This window comes from Kitasatospora sp. NPDC018058, from assembly GCF_044327205.1.
Lineage (GTDB): Bacteria > Actinomycetota > Actinomycetes > Streptomycetales > Streptomycetaceae > Kitasatospora.
Window position 1 is genome coordinate 543,666 of sequence record NZ_JBIRFA010000001.1, and the last position, 17,731, is coordinate 561,396.

At 72.2% G+C, this 17,731-nt stretch carries 14 protein-coding genes and 1 pseudogene; 12 read left to right on the forward strand and 3 right to left on the reverse strand.

Annotation, left to right across the window (positions count from 1 at the left end; all coding sequences use genetic code 11):
• Nucleotides 1-231: 231 nt before the first annotated feature.
• Nucleotides 232-789, forward strand: a complete 558-nt coding sequence (locus ACH4E7_RS02385; protein ID WP_396247107.1) for a Uma2 family endonuclease — start codon at nucleotides 232-234, stop codon at nucleotides 787-789.
• 86 nt (nucleotides 790-875) lie between these two features.
• Here the strand turns inward: ACH4E7_RS02385 and ACH4E7_RS02390 are convergent, their stop codons facing one another.
• From ACH4E7_RS02390 to ACH4E7_RS02400, 3 genes are all read right to left on the reverse strand, one after another.
• The gene (locus tag ACH4E7_RS02390) at nucleotides 876-1,388 is read right to left on the reverse strand and encodes a hypothetical protein (protein WP_396247108.1); all 513 of its coding nucleotides are present in this window, start codon (nucleotides 1,386-1,388) and stop codon (nucleotides 876-878) included.
• On the reverse strand, nucleotides 1,385-2,320 hold the full coding sequence (locus ACH4E7_RS02395; protein WP_396247109.1) for a class I SAM-dependent methyltransferase: 936 nt from the start codon (nucleotides 2,318-2,320) through the stop codon (nucleotides 1,385-1,387). The genes ACH4E7_RS02390 and ACH4E7_RS02395 overlap by 4 nt, the downstream gene beginning before the upstream one ends.
• 95 nt (nucleotides 2,321-2,415) lie before the next feature.
• On the reverse strand, nucleotides 2,416-3,063 hold the full coding sequence (locus tag ACH4E7_RS02400) for a hypothetical protein (protein WP_396247110.1): 648 nt from the start codon (nucleotides 3,061-3,063) through the stop codon (nucleotides 2,416-2,418).
• Nucleotides 3,064-3,356: 293 nt separating this feature from the next.
• Between ACH4E7_RS02400 and ACH4E7_RS02405 the strand changes: the two genes are divergently transcribed.
• The 11 genes and pseudogenes from ACH4E7_RS02405 (at nucleotide 3,357) to ACH4E7_RS02455 (ending at nucleotide 17,484) form a co-directional block, all read left to right on the forward strand.
• Nucleotides 3,357-3,881 carry a TIGR00730 family Rossman fold protein gene (locus tag ACH4E7_RS02405; RefSeq protein WP_396247153.1) on the forward strand — a complete coding sequence of 175 codons (525 nt, stop codon included), beginning with the start codon at nucleotides 3,357-3,359 and terminating at the stop codon, nucleotides 3,879-3,881.
• A 13-nt stretch (nucleotides 3,882-3,894) separates the two neighbouring features.
• On the forward strand, nucleotides 3,895-4,584 hold the full coding sequence (locus ACH4E7_RS02410; RefSeq protein WP_396247111.1) for an SDR family oxidoreductase: 690 nt from the start codon (nucleotides 3,895-3,897) through the stop codon (nucleotides 4,582-4,584).
• 34 nt (nucleotides 4,585-4,618) lie between these two features.
• Nucleotides 4,619-5,629, forward strand: coding sequence for a methionine synthase (locus tag ACH4E7_RS02415; protein WP_396247112.1), 1,011 nt, complete (start codon nucleotides 4,619-4,621; stop codon nucleotides 5,627-5,629).
• A gap of 19 nt (nucleotides 5,630-5,648) precedes the next feature.
• Nucleotides 5,649-7,937: an NAD-dependent DNA ligase LigA gene (gene ligA / locus ACH4E7_RS02420; RefSeq protein WP_396247113.1), complete on the forward strand. Its 2,289-nt coding sequence runs from the start codon at nucleotides 5,649-5,651 to the stop codon at nucleotides 7,935-7,937.
• A gap of 385 nt (nucleotides 7,938-8,322) precedes the next feature.
• Nucleotides 8,323-9,810, forward strand: a pseudogene (locus tag ACH4E7_RS02425) (putative bifunctional diguanylate cyclase/phosphodiesterase); the annotation flags it as partial.
• A 459-nt stretch (nucleotides 9,811-10,269) separates the two neighbouring features.
• Nucleotides 10,270-10,566, forward strand: a complete 297-nt coding sequence (gatC, locus tag ACH4E7_RS02430; RefSeq protein WP_030057414.1) for an Asp-tRNA(Asn)/Glu-tRNA(Gln) amidotransferase subunit GatC — start codon at nucleotides 10,270-10,272, stop codon at nucleotides 10,564-10,566.
• 5 nt (nucleotides 10,567-10,571) lie between these two features.
• The gene (gene gatA, locus ACH4E7_RS02435) at nucleotides 10,572-12,065 is read left to right on the forward strand and encodes an Asp-tRNA(Asn)/Glu-tRNA(Gln) amidotransferase subunit GatA (protein ID WP_396247114.1); all 1,494 of its coding nucleotides are present in this window, start codon (nucleotides 10,572-10,574) and stop codon (nucleotides 12,063-12,065) included.
• On the forward strand, nucleotides 12,062-12,301 hold the full coding sequence (locus ACH4E7_RS02440) for a hypothetical protein (RefSeq protein WP_396247115.1): 240 nt from the start codon (nucleotides 12,062-12,064) through the stop codon (nucleotides 12,299-12,301). Before gatA ends, ACH4E7_RS02440 begins: the two co-directional genes overlap by 4 nt.
• Nucleotides 12,302-12,379: 78 nt before the next feature.
• Nucleotides 12,380-13,888 carry an Asp-tRNA(Asn)/Glu-tRNA(Gln) amidotransferase subunit GatB gene (gene gatB, locus ACH4E7_RS02445; protein WP_396247116.1) on the forward strand — a complete coding sequence of 503 codons (1,509 nt, stop codon included), beginning with the start codon at nucleotides 12,380-12,382 and terminating at the stop codon, nucleotides 13,886-13,888.
• 255 nt (nucleotides 13,889-14,143) lie between these two features.
• The gene (locus ACH4E7_RS02450; protein WP_355673890.1) at nucleotides 14,144-14,302 is read left to right on the forward strand and encodes a hypothetical protein; all 159 of its coding nucleotides are present in this window, start codon (nucleotides 14,144-14,146) and stop codon (nucleotides 14,300-14,302) included.
• A 146-nt stretch (nucleotides 14,303-14,448) separates the two neighbouring features.
• Entirely contained in the window at nucleotides 14,449-17,484 is a 3,036-nt protein-coding gene (locus ACH4E7_RS02455) for an AAA family ATPase (protein WP_396247117.1), read from the forward strand.
• Nucleotides 17,485-17,731: the final 247 nt, after the last annotated feature.

The window sequence follows — 17,731 nt, forward strand, 5'->3', positions numbered from 1 at the left end:
GCGGTGGAACGGGGTTGTCCGGGGAGTCCAGCCAAACGTGCCGGCCCGCCGGGGTGGTCGTACGCGACGACCAGGCACCGGGCATCCGGACCCACGACGGTCGAAGTCCGCTCGGCCGGATGGACACGGGCGGGGAACGCGGGTGCGGTCGGTCATAGTGGTGGAACCGTGTGGGGGGCGACCCCGCCTCACGGCCGACGACAGCCCTGGACGCCACCCGGAGGGGACGACATGACCTTCTACCAGCAGCACCGCGACTTCATCGAGGAGCTGGAGCGGATCGCCCCGGACGGAGTCCGGATCGAATGGTCAGGAGACACGTTGATCATGCAGGCGTCGCCGTCCAACATCCACCAGCTCAACGTGGCCCAGGTGCGCCGGCAGTTCGAGCAGCACGCTCCGGACGGCTACCTTCCCAGCGAGCGGAGCGAGATCGTCAGCCCGGACGTCTCCAAGGGGCGCGAGCCGGATCTGACGTACCTCCCACTGGAGGCTCTCTCCCAGCCCGGCAACAAGGCCCCCGCCGAGGAAGCCTTGATCGCCGTGGAGATCGTCTCGCCGTCCAATCCGGGCAACGACTGGATGGACAAGCTGCGCGACTACGCCGTGATGCGGATCCCGCTGTACCTCATCGTGGATCCGCGTCAGCAGACGGTGACGCTCTTCTCCGAGCCGGACCAGGACCGGTATCACACCCGCAGCGACCGGAAGTTCGGTGACACGATCACCATTCCGGCGCCCTTCGGCTTCAGTCTGAACTTGTCGAAGCTGGTGCCGTACGCGGACTGATCGGCGGGTGGACAACGGGAGTCGGGAGCCGCAGGACGGGAGTCTCCTGGCTTTCGCCGTAAGCAGGCCGCCGTGCGAGCGGGTCCTCACTGCACCTGGCGGTACCAGCGGCGGTGCACCAGGGGTTCGACGCACAGCATGGCCGTGCCCGCGATCGCGCCGACCAGCAGGCCGGACGCGCCGCCGCCGCCCAGGACCGCGCCGAGGCAGGCGGCGGCGACGGCGAGCGGGCGCAGCAGGGTGAGCGGGCCGAGGCCGATGACCATCGCGAGCGTGCCGGCCCGGAACGGCAGGGTGAAGTAGGCGGCGAGGGAGAGCAGTACGGCGGCGGCGTAGGGGATGAGCGGGAGCAGGTAGCCGTTGCCGCCGGCGGCCAGGGTGGCGTAGGCCCGGGCCTGGTCGGGGGCCGTCAGCAGCAGAAGGGCGGCGGTCAGCGCGGGGGCGAGCAGCAGGACGGCCCCGGTGGCCAGCCCGCGCAGGGCGGCTCGGGCGGCGGCCCGGTGTTTGCGGATGCGGGCGTCGCGGCCGGCGTAGGCGCGGAAGCCGCTGCACGTCGCGTCGACCAGGCCGAGGAACGCGAGGGGTACGGCGGGCGTCATCGGGTGGCCCCGGCGAGGTGTTCCGGGCCGACCATGCGGCGGGCGGCCCGACCGAGGGCCCGGCGGAGCGGCGCCTCCAGCGGTGGGCGCACTCCGATGACCGGGCGCAGCGTGGTGCAGAACGGGTTCGACAGACCGCGCGGCTCGTACACCAGCGCGCGCATCCCGGGTGCGGCGGCGGCACGCAGGAGCACCTCGTCGCTGTGCGCGCGCAGCGCGGAGACGAAGCCGTCGTGGCGGCCGAGCGGATGGCGCATCCGGGCGAGGTGGAAGATCCAGGCGCCGACGGGCGCGAGTCGCGTCGCGGCGATGTCGAAGTGGCAGAAGGCGAGCGCCGGTGAGGCGGCCTGGTCCTGGAAGAACTCGGCCAGGGCCTCGGCGCGGAAGTGGTGCAGCACACCGGTGGAGATGTAGACGGTCGCGGCCTCCGGCAGTGCGAAGGCGTTTCCGTGCACGAAGCGGCAGTCGAGTCCCTCCGCCCGGGCGAGCCGGTCGGCCTCGCCGACCAGCGCGGCGTTGAGATCGACCCCGACGAGTTCGACGTCGGGGCCGAGGGCGTCGGTGGCGGCGAGCCAGCGGACCAGGTAGCCCAGCCCGCACCCGATGTCGACCAGGCGGTAGGGCCCGGGCAGCCCGGTGGTCGTCCGGATCGCGGTGAAGAGCGGGCCGAGCACGTGGACCAGGCGTTCACCGATGCGGAGTTCCTCGCTCAGTTGCTGGAGCTCGGTGTGCACGCTGACGAGCAGTCGGTCCACGGCATCGGGGTCGAGTGCGCCGTTCCGGTCGGCGGGCAGACCGGCGACGATCCGGGCCGCGCGTTCGTCCCCGCCCTCGCGCAGCTGCCGGACCACGTCGGCGCGCCGGACCGGGAGCCGTCGGCCGTCGCGCGGGTCCACCGCCGTGATCAGGTCGGATATCTCAAGGTGACGCACGCGCAGCACCTTAGGGCCTGCCGGTTCCCCGCGGACGCCCCAGGGGTGCCGGGCGAGGAGCCCGGCACCCCCGGGGCGGTTCGGCGGGGGGGCGGTTACGGGGCGAACCGCTCGGCCATGAGCTGCGGGAAGACCTTGCCCCCGGCGCCGTTGGTGAAGAGCACCGAGCTGGCGGCGCTTCCGGTGTTCTGGAAGGCGTCGAGCTCGATCACGTCACCGGCCTTCAGGTCGACGATCGTCGAGGTGTCCTGCGTAGAGTCGTTGGGGTTGTCGGCGCCCTTCTCGGCCTCGGAGACGAGGACGCCGTTGACCAGGATTTCCAGCTCACGGACGGCGCTCGCGTTCGGGAGGAAGCCCCAGAAGAGCTTCCCCTGGAGGTAGTAGCGTCCGGGCGTGTGGACCACGAGGGTCGAGTTCACCGGGTTGAACATCGCGTCCGTGTCGAACTCGGCCTGGGTGAAGGTGATCTTGGTGGTGGTGTTCGTCGGGATGGTCTGCGGGCTGCTGGCGACGATCTTCGCGCCGACGTCGACCTTGCAGTGTTCCTTCCCGTCCGGCCCGGAGGGGTCGGCAGCCGGAGCGGGAGCCGTGGCGCCCTGTGCGATCCATGTGCAGGGCGCTCCGCCGGATACCGCATGGTCCGCCGGAGCGCTCGCCTGAGCCGCTCCTGTGGTGACCAGCACGGCCAACCCGGTAGCCGCGAGAAGAGCGGGAATCCGCCGACGCATCGTGATGCCAGCCATTCGTGTATGTCCTTTCAGTGAAGCCGACAGGGGAAGCCCCGGGCCACCGTTTCCGCACGGTGATCCGACAGGGCGTCAAGGACATGGCTAGCCCGCCGCGGGGGAGCCCGCCATCGAGCGTCCGCCGCTCCGCTCACCCGGCCGGAGGACTTCCCGGAGCCCGGCCCGGTACGTCTGACCTGGGGGATCGAGCGACGGCGCGATCCGGATGCCGCACCTCGCAGGTACGCACGACCGGTGGCGGCCAAACCGGGTGAGTGAGGGTAGTGGGGCGTGATAGACCAATGAGCACTATGAATATCTGCGTCTTCTGCTCCGCGTACTCGCTCGACGACCGCTACTCCGCCCCCGCCGCCGAGTTCGCCCGGCTCCTCGGGGAGGGCGGGCACACCCTGGTGTGGGGCGGCTCGAACGCCGGGCTGATGGGGCTGCTGGCCGACGAGGTGAAGGCGGCGGGCGGCCGACTGGTCGGCGTGCTGGTCGAGATGCTGAGGCACAAGGGCTACGTCGGCGCGGACGAGCTCGTCATGACCGCCGATCTGGCCGAGCGGAAGGCCGAGTTGGCGGCCCGCGCGGACGCCGTCGTGGTGCTGGTGGGCGGTCTGGGGACCCTGGACGAGGTCACCGAGGTGCTGGAGCTCAAGAAGCACGGGATGTTCGAGAAGCCGGTCGTCGTCCTGGACACCGAGGGCTTCTACTCGGGCCTGCGCACCCAGCTGGAGCGGATGGACGCCGAGGGCTTCCTACCGCGGCCGCTCTCCGAGCTGATCGGCTTCGCCGACACGCCCGCCGAGGTGTTTGTGCAGCTCAAGGCCTGAGAGGATCGGGGGCATGGCTGCACATCTGATCACCGGCGCCGGTTCCGGCATCGGCGCCGTCCTGACCGAGAAGCTCGCCGAGCGGGGCGATGAGCTCTGGCTGCTGGCCCGCGACGCCCGTCGCGCCGCCGAGCTGCGGGAGCGCTTCCCCGGGGCGAGGACCCTGGTCGGCGACCTGGGCGACCCGGCGAAGCTGTCCTGGGCCTTCGGGCACCAGCAGCTGCCCGTCACGTTGGACTCGCTGCTTCACGTCGCGGGCGTGGTCGAGCTCGGGCCGGTCGGCGATCTGCCGGTGAAGGCCTGGCAGGAGACGCTCAACGTCAACCTGGTCGGCCCCGCCGAGCTGACCCGGCTGATGCTGCCCTCGCTCCGGCAGGCCAAGGGTCACGTGGTCTTCGTCAACTCCGGCGCGGGCCTCAACGCCCACGCCGAGTGGTCGGCGTACGCGGCCAGCAAGCACGGCCTCAAGGCGCTCGCCGACGCGCTGCGCCAGGAGGAGCACGCGGGCGGCGTCCGGGTCACCTCGGTCTACCCCGGCCGCACCGCCACCCCGATGCAGGCCAAGGTGCACCAGCAGGAGGGCAAGGACTACGACGCCGGCCGCTGGATCGAGCCCGAGTCCGTCGCCAAGGCGGTCCTCGCCGCCCTGGACGCCTCCCGGGACGCCGAGATCACCGACATCAGCGTCCGCCCGGGGCGCTGAATCGAGAACGGCGCCGCGCACTAGGCTCGGACGGGTGAGCACCCCACACCCCTTCCCCGACCTGCGCGGCGCCGCCACCGGCGTCGGCTCGCTGCCCGGCACCGACGCCCGCGAGGCCGCCAAGACCTCCACCGGCGCGCTGGAGCACCTGCCGTTCCTGCCCGAGCTGCCCGCGCGCGGCCCGGGCGCCGACATGATCGGCCGCAGCGCCGGCCTGCTGGTCGAGCTGTTCGCGCAGACCGAGCCCAGCGGCTGGCGCTTCTCCGACCGCCCCGGCCGGGACACCCGGCGCGCCCACTCCTGGCTCGGCGAGGACCTGGACGCGCTGGAGGAGTTCACCCAGGGCTACCGGGGCACGCTCAAGGTCCAGGCCGTCGGCCCGTGGACGCTGGCGGCGAGCATCGAGCTCAAGCACGGCGAGAAGGCGCTCTCCGACCACGGCGCCTGCCGGGACATCGCCGGCTCGCTCACCGAGGGACTGCGCCGCCACCTCGCGGAGGTCCGCAAGCGCGTCCCCGGTGCACAAGTGATCCTTCAGCTGGACGAGCCCTCGCTACCCGCCGTCCTCGCGGGCAACGTGAAGACCGCCAGCGGCTTCCAGCGGCTGCGCGCCGTCGACCGGCAGATCGCCGAGGAGGTGCTGCGGGAGCTGATCCGCGGCCTGGACGCGCCCGTGGTCGTGCACAGCTGCGCCCCGGACGTCCCGATCCCGCTGCTGCGCCGCGCCGGAGTCGCCGGGATCTCGCTGGACTTCTCGCTGCTGACCGAGCGCTCGGACGACGACCTGGGCGAGGCCGTCGAGGAGGGCACGATGATCCTCGCCGGTGTCGTCCCCTCCACTGACCAGGCGGTGTCGGACCCGGCCGGTAGTGTCCAGGGTGTCAGGACCTTGTGGCGCAGGCTCGGGTTCGCCCCGGAGCTGCTGGGCCGTCGCGTGCTGGTGACGCCGACCTGCGGGCTGGCCGGGGCCTCCCCGGGGTACGCGCGCAAGGCGCTGTCGCTCGCCGAGCGGGCGGCGCGGAGCCTGGTGGACAACCCGGAATGAGAACGTAGGAGGGCTTGCGGTGACGGCTGTCGAGGGCTGGGAGGACGTCCCGGCGGAGGTGCGCAGGCGGCACGCCGAGCTGGCGGGGGAGATCACCGACCACCGCGCCCGGTACTACGAGCAGGACGCGCCGATCGTCAGTGACGCCGAGTTCGACGGGCTGATGCGCGAGCTGGAGGCGATCGAGGCCGAGCACCCGGCCCTGATCACCCCGGACTCGCCGACGCAGAAGGTCGGCGGCGACGTCGCCGAGGGCTTCACCAAGGTCGAGCACCGCGAGCGGCTGCTCAGCCTCGACAACGCGATGGACGACGACGAGCTCGCCGCTTGGGCCGAGCGGGTGGCCCGTGAACTGGCGGGCATCGACTACCACTTCCTGTGCGAACTCAAGGTGGACGGCCTGGCCGTCAACCTCACGTACGAGAAGGGCGAGTTGGTGCTCGCCGCGACCCGCGGCACCGGCCGGGTCGGCGAGGACATCACCGCCAACGTCCGCACCATCAAGGAGATCCCGCGCCGGCTCAAGGGTGACGACGTCCCCGAGCTGGTCGAGATCCGCGGCGAGGTGTACCTCCCGACCGAGGCCTTCGCGGAGCTGAACGCCTCGCTCGCGGCGGAGAACGAGCGCCGCAAGACGGAGAACGAGGCACGCGCCAAGGAGGGCAAGCGCCCGCAGGCCCTCGTCAAGCTGTTCGCCAACCCCCGTAACGCCGCCGCCGGTTCGCTGCGCCAGAAGGACTCGCACGTCACCGCCTCCCGCCCGCTGCACATGGTGGTGCACGGCGTCGGCGCCCGGGTCGGGTTCGACATCGACTGCCAGTCGCACGCCTACGACCTGCTGCGCGAGTGGGGCCTGCCGACCGCCCGGCACAACAAGGTGGTCAAGACCCTCGACGAAGTGCGGGCGTTCATCAAGCACTTCGGGGAGCAGCGGCACTCGGTCGAGCACGAGATCGACGGCGTGGTCGTCAAGGTCGACGAGATCGCCCTGCAGGGCCGGCTCGGCTCCACCTCCAAGTCCCCGCGCTGGGCGATCGCCTGGAAGTACCCGCCGGAGGAGGTCACCGGCAAGCTGGCCGAGATCAAGGTCGGCATCGGTCGCACCGGCCGGGCCACCCCGTACGCGGTGCTGGCCGAGCCGGTGAAGGTGGCCGGCTCGATGGTCCAGTACGCGACGCTGCACAACCAGGAGGTCGTCAAGGCGAAGGGCGTGCTGCTCGGTGACACCATCGTGCTGCGCAAGGCCGGTGACGTGATCCCGGAGATCCTCGGGCCGGTGGAGGACCTGCGGGACGGCACCGAGCAGGAGTTCGTGATGCCCTCGCACTGCCACGAGTGCGGGGCCGAGCTGCGTCCGATGTCCGAGGGCGACATTGACCTGCGTTGCCCCAACGCCCAGTTCTGCCCGGCGCAGATCCGCGAGCGGATCGCCTTCCTGGGCGGTCGCTCATCGTTGGACATCGACGGCCTCGGCTACGTCGCGGCCACCGCGCTGACCCAGCCGCTGGAGCCGGCCGAGGCGCCGGTGAAGGACGAGGGCGACATCTTCGGGCTGACGATGGAACAGCTGCTGCCGATCAAGGTGCTGGTGCGCGACCAGAAGACGGGCATGCCGAAGCTGGACGACCGCACCGGCAAGGAGAAGGAGGCCACCTTCTTCGCCAACCAGAAGGGCGATCCGAAGAAGACCGCCAGCGTGCTGCTGGAGAACCTGGAGAAGGTGAAGGACCGCCCGCTCTGGCGGTTCCTCAACGGCCTCTCGATCCGGCACGTGGGCCCGGTCGCGGCGCAGGAGTTGGCCCGCGAGTTCCGCGACCTGGACCGGATCTTCTCGGCCACTGAGGAGGAGCTGGCCGCTGTCGAGGGGGTCGGGCCGATCATCGCCCGGTCCGTGGTCGAGTGGTACCAGGAGGAGTGGCACCGCGAGATCCTGGAGAAGTGGCGGGACGCCGGCGTCCGCTTCGTCGAGGAGTTCGCGGACGAGGAGGAGGCGGAGCGCCCGCTGGAGGGCCTGACCGTCGTCGTCACCGGCACCCTGGCCGGGCACACCCGGGACGGCGCCAAGGAGGCGCTGACCTCGCGTGGAGCGAAGGTGACCGGCTCGGTTTCGAAGAAGACCGATTTTGTGGTGGTCGGCGACAACCCGGGGTCCAAGTACGACAAGGCCGTTCAGCTCGGCCTGCCGGTCCTGGATGACGCGGGCTTCGCCGTGCTGCTCGCCGACGGTCCGTCGGCCGCCCGCGCCCACCTGGGACTTCCGGAGATGGAGGAGGTCGCCGAGCCGCGGGAGGCGCCCGCCGAGGGCTGATTCGAGGCCGCCCCGAGCGGCCGGTGCCGTGATCCGTGTTGTTATCGTCCTGATGCGGCGTCACCGGGTGTCGTTCAGTGAAAGCGGGCATTGTGTCACTGTGTGACATCCGGGCGCGGTGGCGCGTTTCCGGTTGTCCGAAAGTCTGCCCACCGGGTGGACCCCGGCATACCCTGGAACGCAACAGAGTGTCAGCAGGGGTGGGGGCACCGGCTGAGCCGGTGCTCCTCGGGGTCGCTCCATGCCCGGCAGCTGTCGGTACCGGCACGGTGCCTCACCGTAAGGCGGCCTGACGGGGCGGGCCCGACGGAGGACAGGGCTTATGGATCGTACGACCGGCGGCGCGCCCACACGCCCGCCGCAGGGGGTGGCGGGTGCGGTCCTGCTGCTCGGCGTGCTGCTGGCCGGAGCCGCGCCGCTCATCCCGCTGGCCGTCCTGGTCTACCGGTACGAACCCGAACTGCTGCCGCTGTTCGCGGTGCCGCTGGCGGTGCTGGTGGCCGCCTGGCGGATCGCCCGGGACCGCGCCCGCGACCAGCTGACCGACCCACTGACGGACCTGCCCAACCGTCAGGCCCTGCTGCTGGCCGCCCAGGAGGCGATCGCCGAACGCGAGGAGGGCTACAGCGTCGGTCTCATCCTGCTCGATCTCGATCGGTTCCGATCACTCAATGACACACTAGGACATACGGCCGGTGACCGGCTGCTGGTTCACATCGCCCGCCGACTCCACCGGGCGCTGCGCTCCGGCGGCACGGCCGGCAGCGCCACCCGGGAGTCCATCGACGACGTCTTCGTCGGCCTGCCCCGCCACTACCGGCGCGGCCGCCCGATGGTGGCCCGGATGGGCGGCGACGAGTTCGCCGTGCTGCTGCCCGGCATCAACTGCCCGGACAGCCTGGAGCGGGTCGCCAAGGCGCTGATCGCCGAACTCGCCGCGCCGATTCGGCTGGACGGACTGTTGCTGGTGCTGGAGGCCAGCGCCGGCGTCTGCGTCTACCCGCAGCACGCCCAGGACGCCGAGTCGCTGCTGCGCCGCGCCGACGTGGCGATGGGCCACGCCCAGCGTGAGTGCAGCGGCGTCGCCCAGTACGACGAGACCCAGGACGCCGACACCCCGTACCGGATCGGCCTGCTCGGGGACCTGCGCCGGGCCCTGGAGGCCGGCGAGGTGCAGCTGCACTACCAGCCGAAGGTGGCCTTCGACGGCCGGGTGGTCGGCCTGGAGGCGTTGCTGCGCTGGGAGCGGCCCGGGCAGGGGAGGGTCTCGCCGGACGAGTTCGTCGGGCTCGCCGAGTCCAGCGGCCTGATGCCCCGGCTCACCGACTACGTGCTGGAGGCGGCGGTCGGCCAGCTCGCCTACTGGCGCGACCTGGGCCTGCAGGTGCAGGTCGCGGTCAACGTCTCGCCGCGCGACGTGCTCAACCCCGGCTTCGCCCAGCGTGTCGCCGGGCACCTGGTCCGCCACCAGGTGCCGGCCCACGCGCTCCAGCTGGAGATCACCGAGCGGCTGCTGCTGGACGACTCCCGGCGGGCCGCCGAAACCCTGGCCGAGCTGCGCGGCTACGGCGTCGGGATGTCCCTGGACGACTTCGGCACCGGCCACTCCTCGCTGGTGCGGCTGCGCAGCCTGCCGGTCGGCGAGCTGAAGATCGACCGCTCCTTCGTCTCCCGGATGGTCGCCGACGACCACGACGCGGCGGTGGTGCGCTGCTCGGTGGAGCTCGCCCACTCGCTCGGTCTGACCGTGGTGGCCGAGGGCGTCGAGGACGACGAGACCTGGGAGCGGCTGCACTGCATGGGCGTGGACGCCGTCCAGGGCTGGCTGGTGTCGGCCGCGCTGCCCGCCGAGCAGGCCACCGCCTGGCTGCGGGTGCACCGCACCACCTCCGCCCCGACGGTGGAGCGGCTGGGCGCCCCGCCGCAGCTCCCGTCGATCATCAAGCCGGTCGCCCAGCCGCTCTCCCAGCCCACCGCGCTCCCCCCGGTGCTGCCGCCGACGCTCCCGCCCGTGTTGCCTCCGTCCGTGCTGCCCCCGGCCGTCCGGGCCGTGCCGTGCAGCCAGCCGATGCAGGCCGCGCAGCTGGAGATCAAGGCACCCGGCACCCAGAGTTGGGCCCGTACCAGGCCCCAGTAGGAGTTCCCCGGGGCGCCGCGCTGCCCGCAGAACGGGGGGACACCTTTACTCATTGGCCGGTGGCCGGGCCGGGCCCCATAGGATGGGGTCCAAAGACCACGAGGACGGAGCGCCGAACCCGGCTGCTCCTGCCCGGGCCCGGCGGCGCCGCAGGCATCGCCGGGTCTCACCAGAACTCACCCTGAGGATCGCTGCATGCCTGGCATCACGCGCGAGGAGGTCGCCCACCTCGCCCGGCTGTCGCGTCTTGAGCTGAAGCCCGAAGAGCTGGACCACTTCGCCGAGCAGCTCGACGTGATCATCGGCGCGGTCGCCCGCGTTTCCGAGGTCGCCGGACAGGACGTCCCGCCGACCTCCCACCCGCTGCCGCTGACCAACGTCATGCGCGCGGACGAGGTGCGGCCGTCGCTCACCCCGGAGCAGGCGCTGTCCGGCGCCCCTGCCGCCGAGGAGCAGCGTTTCCGTGTGCCGCAGATCCTCGGGGAGGACTGACCGAGATGACCGACCTGATCCGTTACACCGCCGCCGAGACCGCGGCCGCCATCGCCAAGGGCGAGGTCTCCGCCGTCGAGGTCGCTCAGGCGCACCTGGACCGCATCGAGGCCGTCGACAAGAAGGTCAACGCCTTCCTGCACGTCGACACCGAGGGCGCGCTGAACGCCGCCAAGGCCGTCGACGAGAAGCGCGCCAAGGGCGAGGAGCTGGGCCCGCTGGCCGGTGTCCCGCTGGCGCTGAAGGACGTCTTCACCACCAAGGGCATCCCGACCACCTGCGGCTCGAAGATGCTCGAGGGCTGGATCCCGCCGTACGACGCCACGCTGACCAGCCGTCTCAAGGACGCCGGCGTCGTCATCCTCGGTAAGACGAACATGGACGAGTTCGCGATGGGCTCCTCCACCGAGAACTCCGCCTACGGCCCGACCGGCAACCCGTGGGACCTCACCCGCATCCCCGGTGGCTCCGGCGGCGGTTCGGCTGCCGCGCTGGCCGCCTTCGAGGCCCCGCTGGCGATCGGCACCGACACCGGCGGCTCGATCCGCCAGCCCGGCGCCGTCACCGGCACCGTCGGCGTCAAGCCGACCTACGGCTCGGTGTCCCGCTACGGCCTGGTCGCCTTCTCCAGCAGCCTGGACCAGGGCGGTCCGTGCGCCCGCACCGTGCTGGACGCGGCCCTGCTGCACGAGGCCATCGCCGGGCACGACCCGCTGGACTCCACCTCGATCGACGCGCCGGTCCCGGCCGTGGTCGAGGCCGCGAGGATGCGCGACGTCCGCGGCATGCGGATCGGCGTGGTCAAGGAGTTCGCCGGTGAGGGCTACCAGGCCGGCGTGATGCAGCGCTTCAACGAGTCGGTGGAGCTGCTGCGCGAGCTGGGCGCCGAGGTCGTCGAGGTCTCCTGCCCGTCCTTCACCCTGGCGCTGCCGGCCTACTACCTGATCGCGCCGTCGGAGTGCTCCTCCAACCTGGCCCGCTTCGACGCGATGCGCTACGGCCTGCGGGTCGGCGACGACGGCAGCCGCTCGGCCGAGGACGTCACCGCGCTGACCCGCGAGGCCGGCTTCGGCGACGAGGTCAAGCGACGCATCATCCTGGGCACCTACGCCCTCTCCTCGGGCTACTACGACGCCTACTACGGCTCGGCCCAGAAGGTGCGCACGCTCATCTCGCGCGACTTCGACGCCGCCTTCGCCGGGGTGGACGTGCTGGTCTCGCCGACCACGCCGACCACCGCCTTCCCGATCGGCGAGCGCGCCGACGACCCGATGGCGATGTACCTGGCCGACCTGTGCACGATTCCGTCGAACCTGGCGGGCAATGCGGCGATGTCGCTGCCGGTCGGCCTGGCCCCGGAGGACAATCTCCCGGTCGGCCTGCAGATCATCGCACCCGCGATGGCGGACGACCGCCTGTACCGCGTGGGCGGCGCCGTCGAGGCCGCACTCAACGACAAGTGGGGGCACCCCCTGCTGGAGGAGGCACCGGCACTGTGAGCAAGATCGAGAAGGCCAAGGGCTTCAAGCATTCGAAGCCGGGTCTGTGGCTGTCCATCGGCACCAGCGCATTCGGCGCGATCTCCATCGTCAAGGACGTCCGCAAGGCCCGCGACGAGAGCGACACCCTCAAGTTGGTCAACGCCCTGGTCGGTGCCGCCGCGCTGATCACCGGGACCGCCCTGCTGGTGCGCGAGCTGCGTCAGCTGGGCTCCGACGACGTGCTGCTGGGCTGAGCTGAGCGCCCCGGCCCGGCCCCGCACCACGCGGCGGCCGGGCCCGTACCTCCCAAGCTTCAAGTGAGAAGGGACGCTGTGAGCGTCATGAACCTGGTCTCCTACGAGGACGCTCTCGCGTCGTACGACCCGGTGATGGGCCTTGAGGTCCACGTCGAGCTCGGTACCAAGACCAAGATGTTCTGCGGTTGCTCGACCGAACTGGGCGCCGAGCCGAACAGCCAGACCTGCCCGACCTGCCTGGGCCTGCCGGGCTCGCTGCCGGTGGTCAACGCGGTGGGCGTGGAGTCGGCCGTCAAGATCGGCCTGGCGCTGAACTGCGAGATCGCCGAGTGGTGCCGGTTCGCGCGGAAGAACTACTTCTACCCGGACATGCCCAAGAACTTCCAGACCTCGCAGTACGACGAGCCGATCGCCTTCAACGGCTACCTCGACGTACAGCTGGAGGACGGTTCGACCTTCCGCGTGGAGATCGAGCGCGCCCACATGGAGGAGGACACCGGCAAGTCCAGCCACGTCGGTGGCGCGACCGGCCGCATCCACGGCGCCACCCACTCGCTGCTCGACTACAACCGCGCCGGCATCCCGCTGATCGAGATCGTCACCAAGCCGATCACCGGCGCGGGTGAGCGCGCCCCCGAGGTCGCCAAGGCGTACGTCGCCGAGCTGCGCGAGGTCATCCGCTCCCTGGGCGTCTCCGAGGCCCGGATGGACAAGGGCCAGATGCGCTGCGACGTCAACCTGTCGCTGCGCCCGAACGGCACCGAGACCTTCGGCACCCGCTCGGAGACCAAGAACGTCAACTCGCTGCGCAGCGTGGAGCGGGCCGCCCGGTTCGAGATCCAGCGGCACGCGACCGTGCTGACCGACGGCGGCACCATCATCCAGGAGACCCGCCACTTCCACGAGGACAACGGCACCACCACCTCGGGTCGGATCAAGGACAACGCCGAGGACTACCGCTACTTCCCCGAGCCGGACCTGGTGCCGGTGGCCCCCTCCCGCGAGTGGGTCGAGGAGCTGCGGGCCGCCCTGCCCGAGCTGCCGCGGGTGCGCCGTGCCCGGCTGCAGGCCGAGTGGGGCCTGTCCGACAAGGACATGCAGTCGGTGCTCAACGCCGGTGCGGTGGAGCCGATCCAGGAGACCATCGCGGCCGGCGCCCCGGCCGACCAGGCCCGCAAGTGGTGGATGGGTGAGCTGGCCCGCCGCGCCAACGAGACCGGCACCGAGCTGACCGAGCAGCCGATCACCCCGGCGCAGGTCGCCCGGGTCGCCGCGCTGGTCGCCGAGGGCAAGCTGAACGACAAGCTGGCCCGCCAGGTCATCGAGGCCGTGCTGGCCGGAGAGGGCGAGCCGGACGAGGTCGTCGAGAAGCGCGGCCTGGCCGTGGTCTCGGACGACTCCGCGCTGGGCGCCGCCGTGGACCAGGCCATCGCCGAGAACGAGGCGATCGCCGCCAAGATCCGTGACGGCAAGGTCCAGGCCGTGGGCGCGCTGGTCGGCGCGGTCATGAAGGCCACCCGCGGCCAGGCGGACGCCGCCCGCGTGAAGGACCTCATCTTGGAGAAGCTGGGCGTCTCCGCCTGAGAAGCCTTGGAGGCCTAGGCTGTCAACCCCACCTTCCTAAGGCGCCTAAGGCATCTAAGGCTCTCTAAGTAAGGCCTAAGGCCCCGTCTTGCCTATGTATCTAGGTGAGACGGGGCCTTAAACCATTTTCGGAGCCCGATCTAAGGCATCCGGGCCCCGAAACATCGGGCACGCTCCCGATGTGGCACCCCCAGCTGGGAGAGGAAGCTCTTACTCGTCAGGGAAACGCAGTGAAACCCAAAAGGGGAACCCGAAGTGATCGAGTACGAGCTCATCCAGCAGCAGGCCCACGAGCTTGAGGCCCGCGCCGAACACGAGCGCCTGGTCCGCGAGGCCAAGGAGGCGCGACGTCTGCGCCGCCGTCCGGTCGCCGCACGCTTCCAGCGGCGCCCCGTGCGTCAGCCCGAATGCTGACGGTCCGGCACCATGACGGTGCCGAGGGAGTTCCGGAGGGGGAGGCGCCGCAGGAGAGCGCCTCCCCCTCCGGGCGTTCGGCCGGGCGTTCGCCGGGGGAGATAACCCCTCCTCCCGCCACCACCGGCTATGGCATGCTCGCCTCCATGCAGCAGATATCGGTCAGTCCCGTCTTCGTCGGCCGCGGCAGCGAGATCACCGAACTGACCGACGCGCTGCGCCGGGCGGGCACCGGCAGCCCGCAGGCCGTCCTGATCGGCGGCGAGGCCGGGGTCGGCAAGACCCGGCTGCTGGAGGAGTTCCTGCAGCGGGCCGGCGACCGGGGAGCGGTCATCACGCTCGGCAGCTGTCTGGAGGTCGGCGCCGAGGGCCTGCCGTACGCCCCGCTGGCCGCCGCGCTGCGCCGGCTGCACCGCTCGCTGGGCGCCGAGCTGGAGGCCGCGGCGGCCGGCAGCGAGGGGCATCTCGCCCGGCTGCTCTCCGAGTTCGGCGAGGCGGACGGCGAACCCAACGACGAGTACAGCCGGGCCCGGCTGTTCGAGCACACCGCGAGGCTGTTCGAACGGCTCGGCGCGGAGCGTACCCTCGTCCTCGCCGTCGAGGACCTGCACTGGTCCGACCGCTCCACCCGCGAACTGCTGGCCTTCCTGGTGCGCACCCTGCACCGCTCCCGGGTGCTGCTGGTCGCCACCTACCGCACCGACGACCTGCACCGCCGCCACCCGCTGCGCCCCTTCCTGGCCGAGCTCGAACGGCTGCGCACCGTCCAGCGGCTGGAGTTGGCCCGGTTCGGCCGCCGGGAGGTCGCCGCCCAGTTGGCCGGCATCCTCGGCACCGCCGCCCCCGACCGCCAGCTGGTGGACCGCATCCACCGCCGCTCGGAGGGGAACCCGTTCTTCGTCGAGGAGCTGGCCACCGCCTTCCACGACGGCTGCGGCGTGGGGCTGACCGACTCACTGCGGGACATGCTGCTGGTCCGCGTCGAAAGCCTGGACGAGGAGGCCCAGCGGGTGGTGCGGATCGCCGCCGAGGGTGGCTCGCACGTCGAACACGCCCTGCTGGCCGCCGTCCTGGACGACGACGAGGAGGCGCTGATCGAGGCGCTGCGGGCGGCCGTCGGCGCCAACATCCTGCGCCCCGACACCGAGGGCGAGGGCTACCGCTTCCGGCACGCGCTGGTCCGCGAGGCGGTCTCGGACGACCTGCTGCCCGGTGAACGGCACCGGATCAACCGCAAGTTCGCGCTCGCCGTGGAGGCCCAGCCGCACCTCGTCCCCGGTGACGCGCTGCCCGCCCGGCTGGCCAACTACTGGTACCAGGCGCACGACCCGGCCCGCGCCCTGCCGACCGCCCTGGACGCCGCCCGCGCCGCCCGTCGCCGCAACGCCTTCGCCGAGCAGCTCGGCCTGCTGGAACGGGCCCTGGAGCTGTGGGACATGGTCTCCGAGGAGGTGCTGGCGCACACCCTGCGCCCGTACGACTGGGCCGAGACCTACCCGCCCGGCGCCTGCGACCACAGCCCCGCCGACGCGGACTGCGACCGGATCCAGCTGGAGGACGTGCTGGCCGAGGCGGTGGTCGCGGCCCGGCGCTGCGGCGACCGCGAGCGCGGCCTGAGCCTGGCCAAGCGCGGCATCCGGCTGGTCGACGAGGCGGAGCACCCGGTGCGCTCGGCCTGGTTCCGGATCAACCGGGCCCGGATGCTGGGCAATCTGCGCCGCTCCGGGGACGACGAGGAGATCGCCCGCGCGTACGCGCTGGTCGACCACCTGCCGCCGTCCGCGGTGCAGGCCGAGGTGTTCGCGCTGGCCGCCGGGACGGCGATGGTCAAGCAGGCCGGCCCCGAGCACATCGAGCTGGCCGAGCGGGCGATCCGGATCGCCCAGCAGGTCGGCGCCCACTCGGTCGAGGTGCACGCCCGGATGACCCTGGGCGGCCTGCGCCACGACGTGCAGGGCGACGCCGACGGCGGGCTGGCCGAGCTGGTCGGGGCGGTCGACGCGGCCCGCCGGCTGGGTGTGCCGGACCTGCTGCTGCGCGGCATCAACAACCTGGCCAGCGTGCAGCGCGGGCTGGGCCGGGCCGAGGAGGCCGTCCGGCTGGCCCGGGAGGGCCTGGACTTCGCCGACGGCAACGGCCTGCTGCGCAACATCGGCACCATCCTGACCGGCAACCTGGTCGAGGGGCTGCTCGACCTCGGGCGGATCCAGGAGGCCGACGAGGTGCTCGCCGCCTGCGAGCTGACCAGCCTGAGCGGCACCCACGCCGAGTTCCTGGACCGGATGCGCGGCGAGATCGCCCTGCTGGCGGGGGACCTGCCCACCGCCGCGACCATGCTGGCGCAGGCCCGGGCGGCCAACCGGATCGGCCAGGTCCAGCACAGCGTGCCGATCAGCCGACTGGCGATCCGGGTCGCCGCGTGCGGCGGGCGGCCGCTGGAGGCCCGGGCCGAACTGCTCGCCGCGCTCGCCGAGGACGGCCGGATCGGCCACGAGTCCGACGTCTACCCGCTGCTGGTGGAGGCCGCCGGGGTGGAGGCGGACACCCGCGGGCTGCCGGAGGCCGAGGCGGGCCGGTCCGAGGCGCTGGCCGCGATCGCCGCGGCGGCCGCCGAACTGCGCCCCCGGGTACCGCTGCACCTGGGCTGGGCCCGGCTGCTGGAGGCCGAACTGGCCCGCGCCCGGGCCGCCGACACACCCGGGCACTGGGCCGAAGCGGTCGCCGCGCTGCGGGCGGTCGGCCTGCCGTACCCGCTGGCGCTCGCCCTGCTGCGCGGCGGCGAAGCCGAGGTGCAGGCCGGCCGGCGCGAGGCGGCGACCGAACTGCTGCGCGAGGCGTCCGGACTGGCGGCCGCCCGGGGTGACCGGCTGCTGGGGGCGCAGATCGGCGCCCTGGCCGAGCGGGCCGGGCTGACCCTGACCCCGGCCGCCGAGGCCGCGCCGGCCGGGGCCCCGGGAGACTCCTTCGGCCTCACCCCCCGTGAGCGGGACGTGCTCCGGTTGCTCGCGCGCGGTTGGACCAATCGTCAGATCGCCGAGGAGCTGTACATCTCTCCGAAGACCGCAAGCGTGCACGTGTCCAACATCCTGGGCAAACTCGGGGTCGGCGGTCGCGGCGAGGCCGCCGCGCTGGCCCACCGACTGCGGCTGTTCCCCGAGGATCTGGCCCCCGCGAGCCGCTGAAACCGCAGGTCGCCGACCACGCCCGGGCGGTCGGCGACCAGGGCCGTCCCTCGAGTCCCGGCGGAGCCGGCAAGGACCCGAGAGGCCCGCCGGCCGGTCGCGGCGGGTGGGCGCCGTCGCGTGCTCCCGTGCGCGCCGCGTGAGCCCCTGCCCGCGCGCCGCCGCCAACCGGGCCGATCCGTCGGAACCGGGTGCATCCACCTGCCCTTCCGCCATTACTCTAAGTTGAGTGTGCGTGTCATTGAGT

Coding starts and splice junctions, on each gene's coding strand:
- ACH4E7_RS02385 (WP_396247107.1), top strand. CDS start 232: ATGACCTTCTACCAGCAGCACCGCGACTTCATCGAGGAGCTGGAGCGG.
- ACH4E7_RS02390 (WP_396247108.1), bottom strand. CDS start 1,388: ATGACGCCCGCCGTACCCCTCGCGTTCCTCGGCCTGGTCGACGCGACG.
- ACH4E7_RS02405 (WP_396247153.1), top strand. CDS start 3,357: ATGAATATCTGCGTCTTCTGCTCCGCGTACTCGCTCGACGACCGCTAC.
- gatC (WP_030057414.1), top strand. CDS start 10,270: ATGCCTGGCATCACGCGCGAGGAGGTCGCCCACCTCGCCCGGCTGTCG.
- ACH4E7_RS02410 (WP_396247111.1), top strand. CDS start 3,895: ATGGCTGCACATCTGATCACCGGCGCCGGTTCCGGCATCGGCGCCGTC.
- ACH4E7_RS02400 (WP_396247110.1), bottom strand. CDS start 3,063: ATGGCTGGCATCACGATGCGTCGGCGGATTCCCGCTCTTCTCGCGGCT.
- gatA (WP_396247114.1), top strand. CDS start 10,572: ATGACCGACCTGATCCGTTACACCGCCGCCGAGACCGCGGCCGCCATC.
- ACH4E7_RS02455 (WP_396247117.1), top strand. CDS start 14,449: ATGCAGCAGATATCGGTCAGTCCCGTCTTCGTCGGCCGCGGCAGCGAG.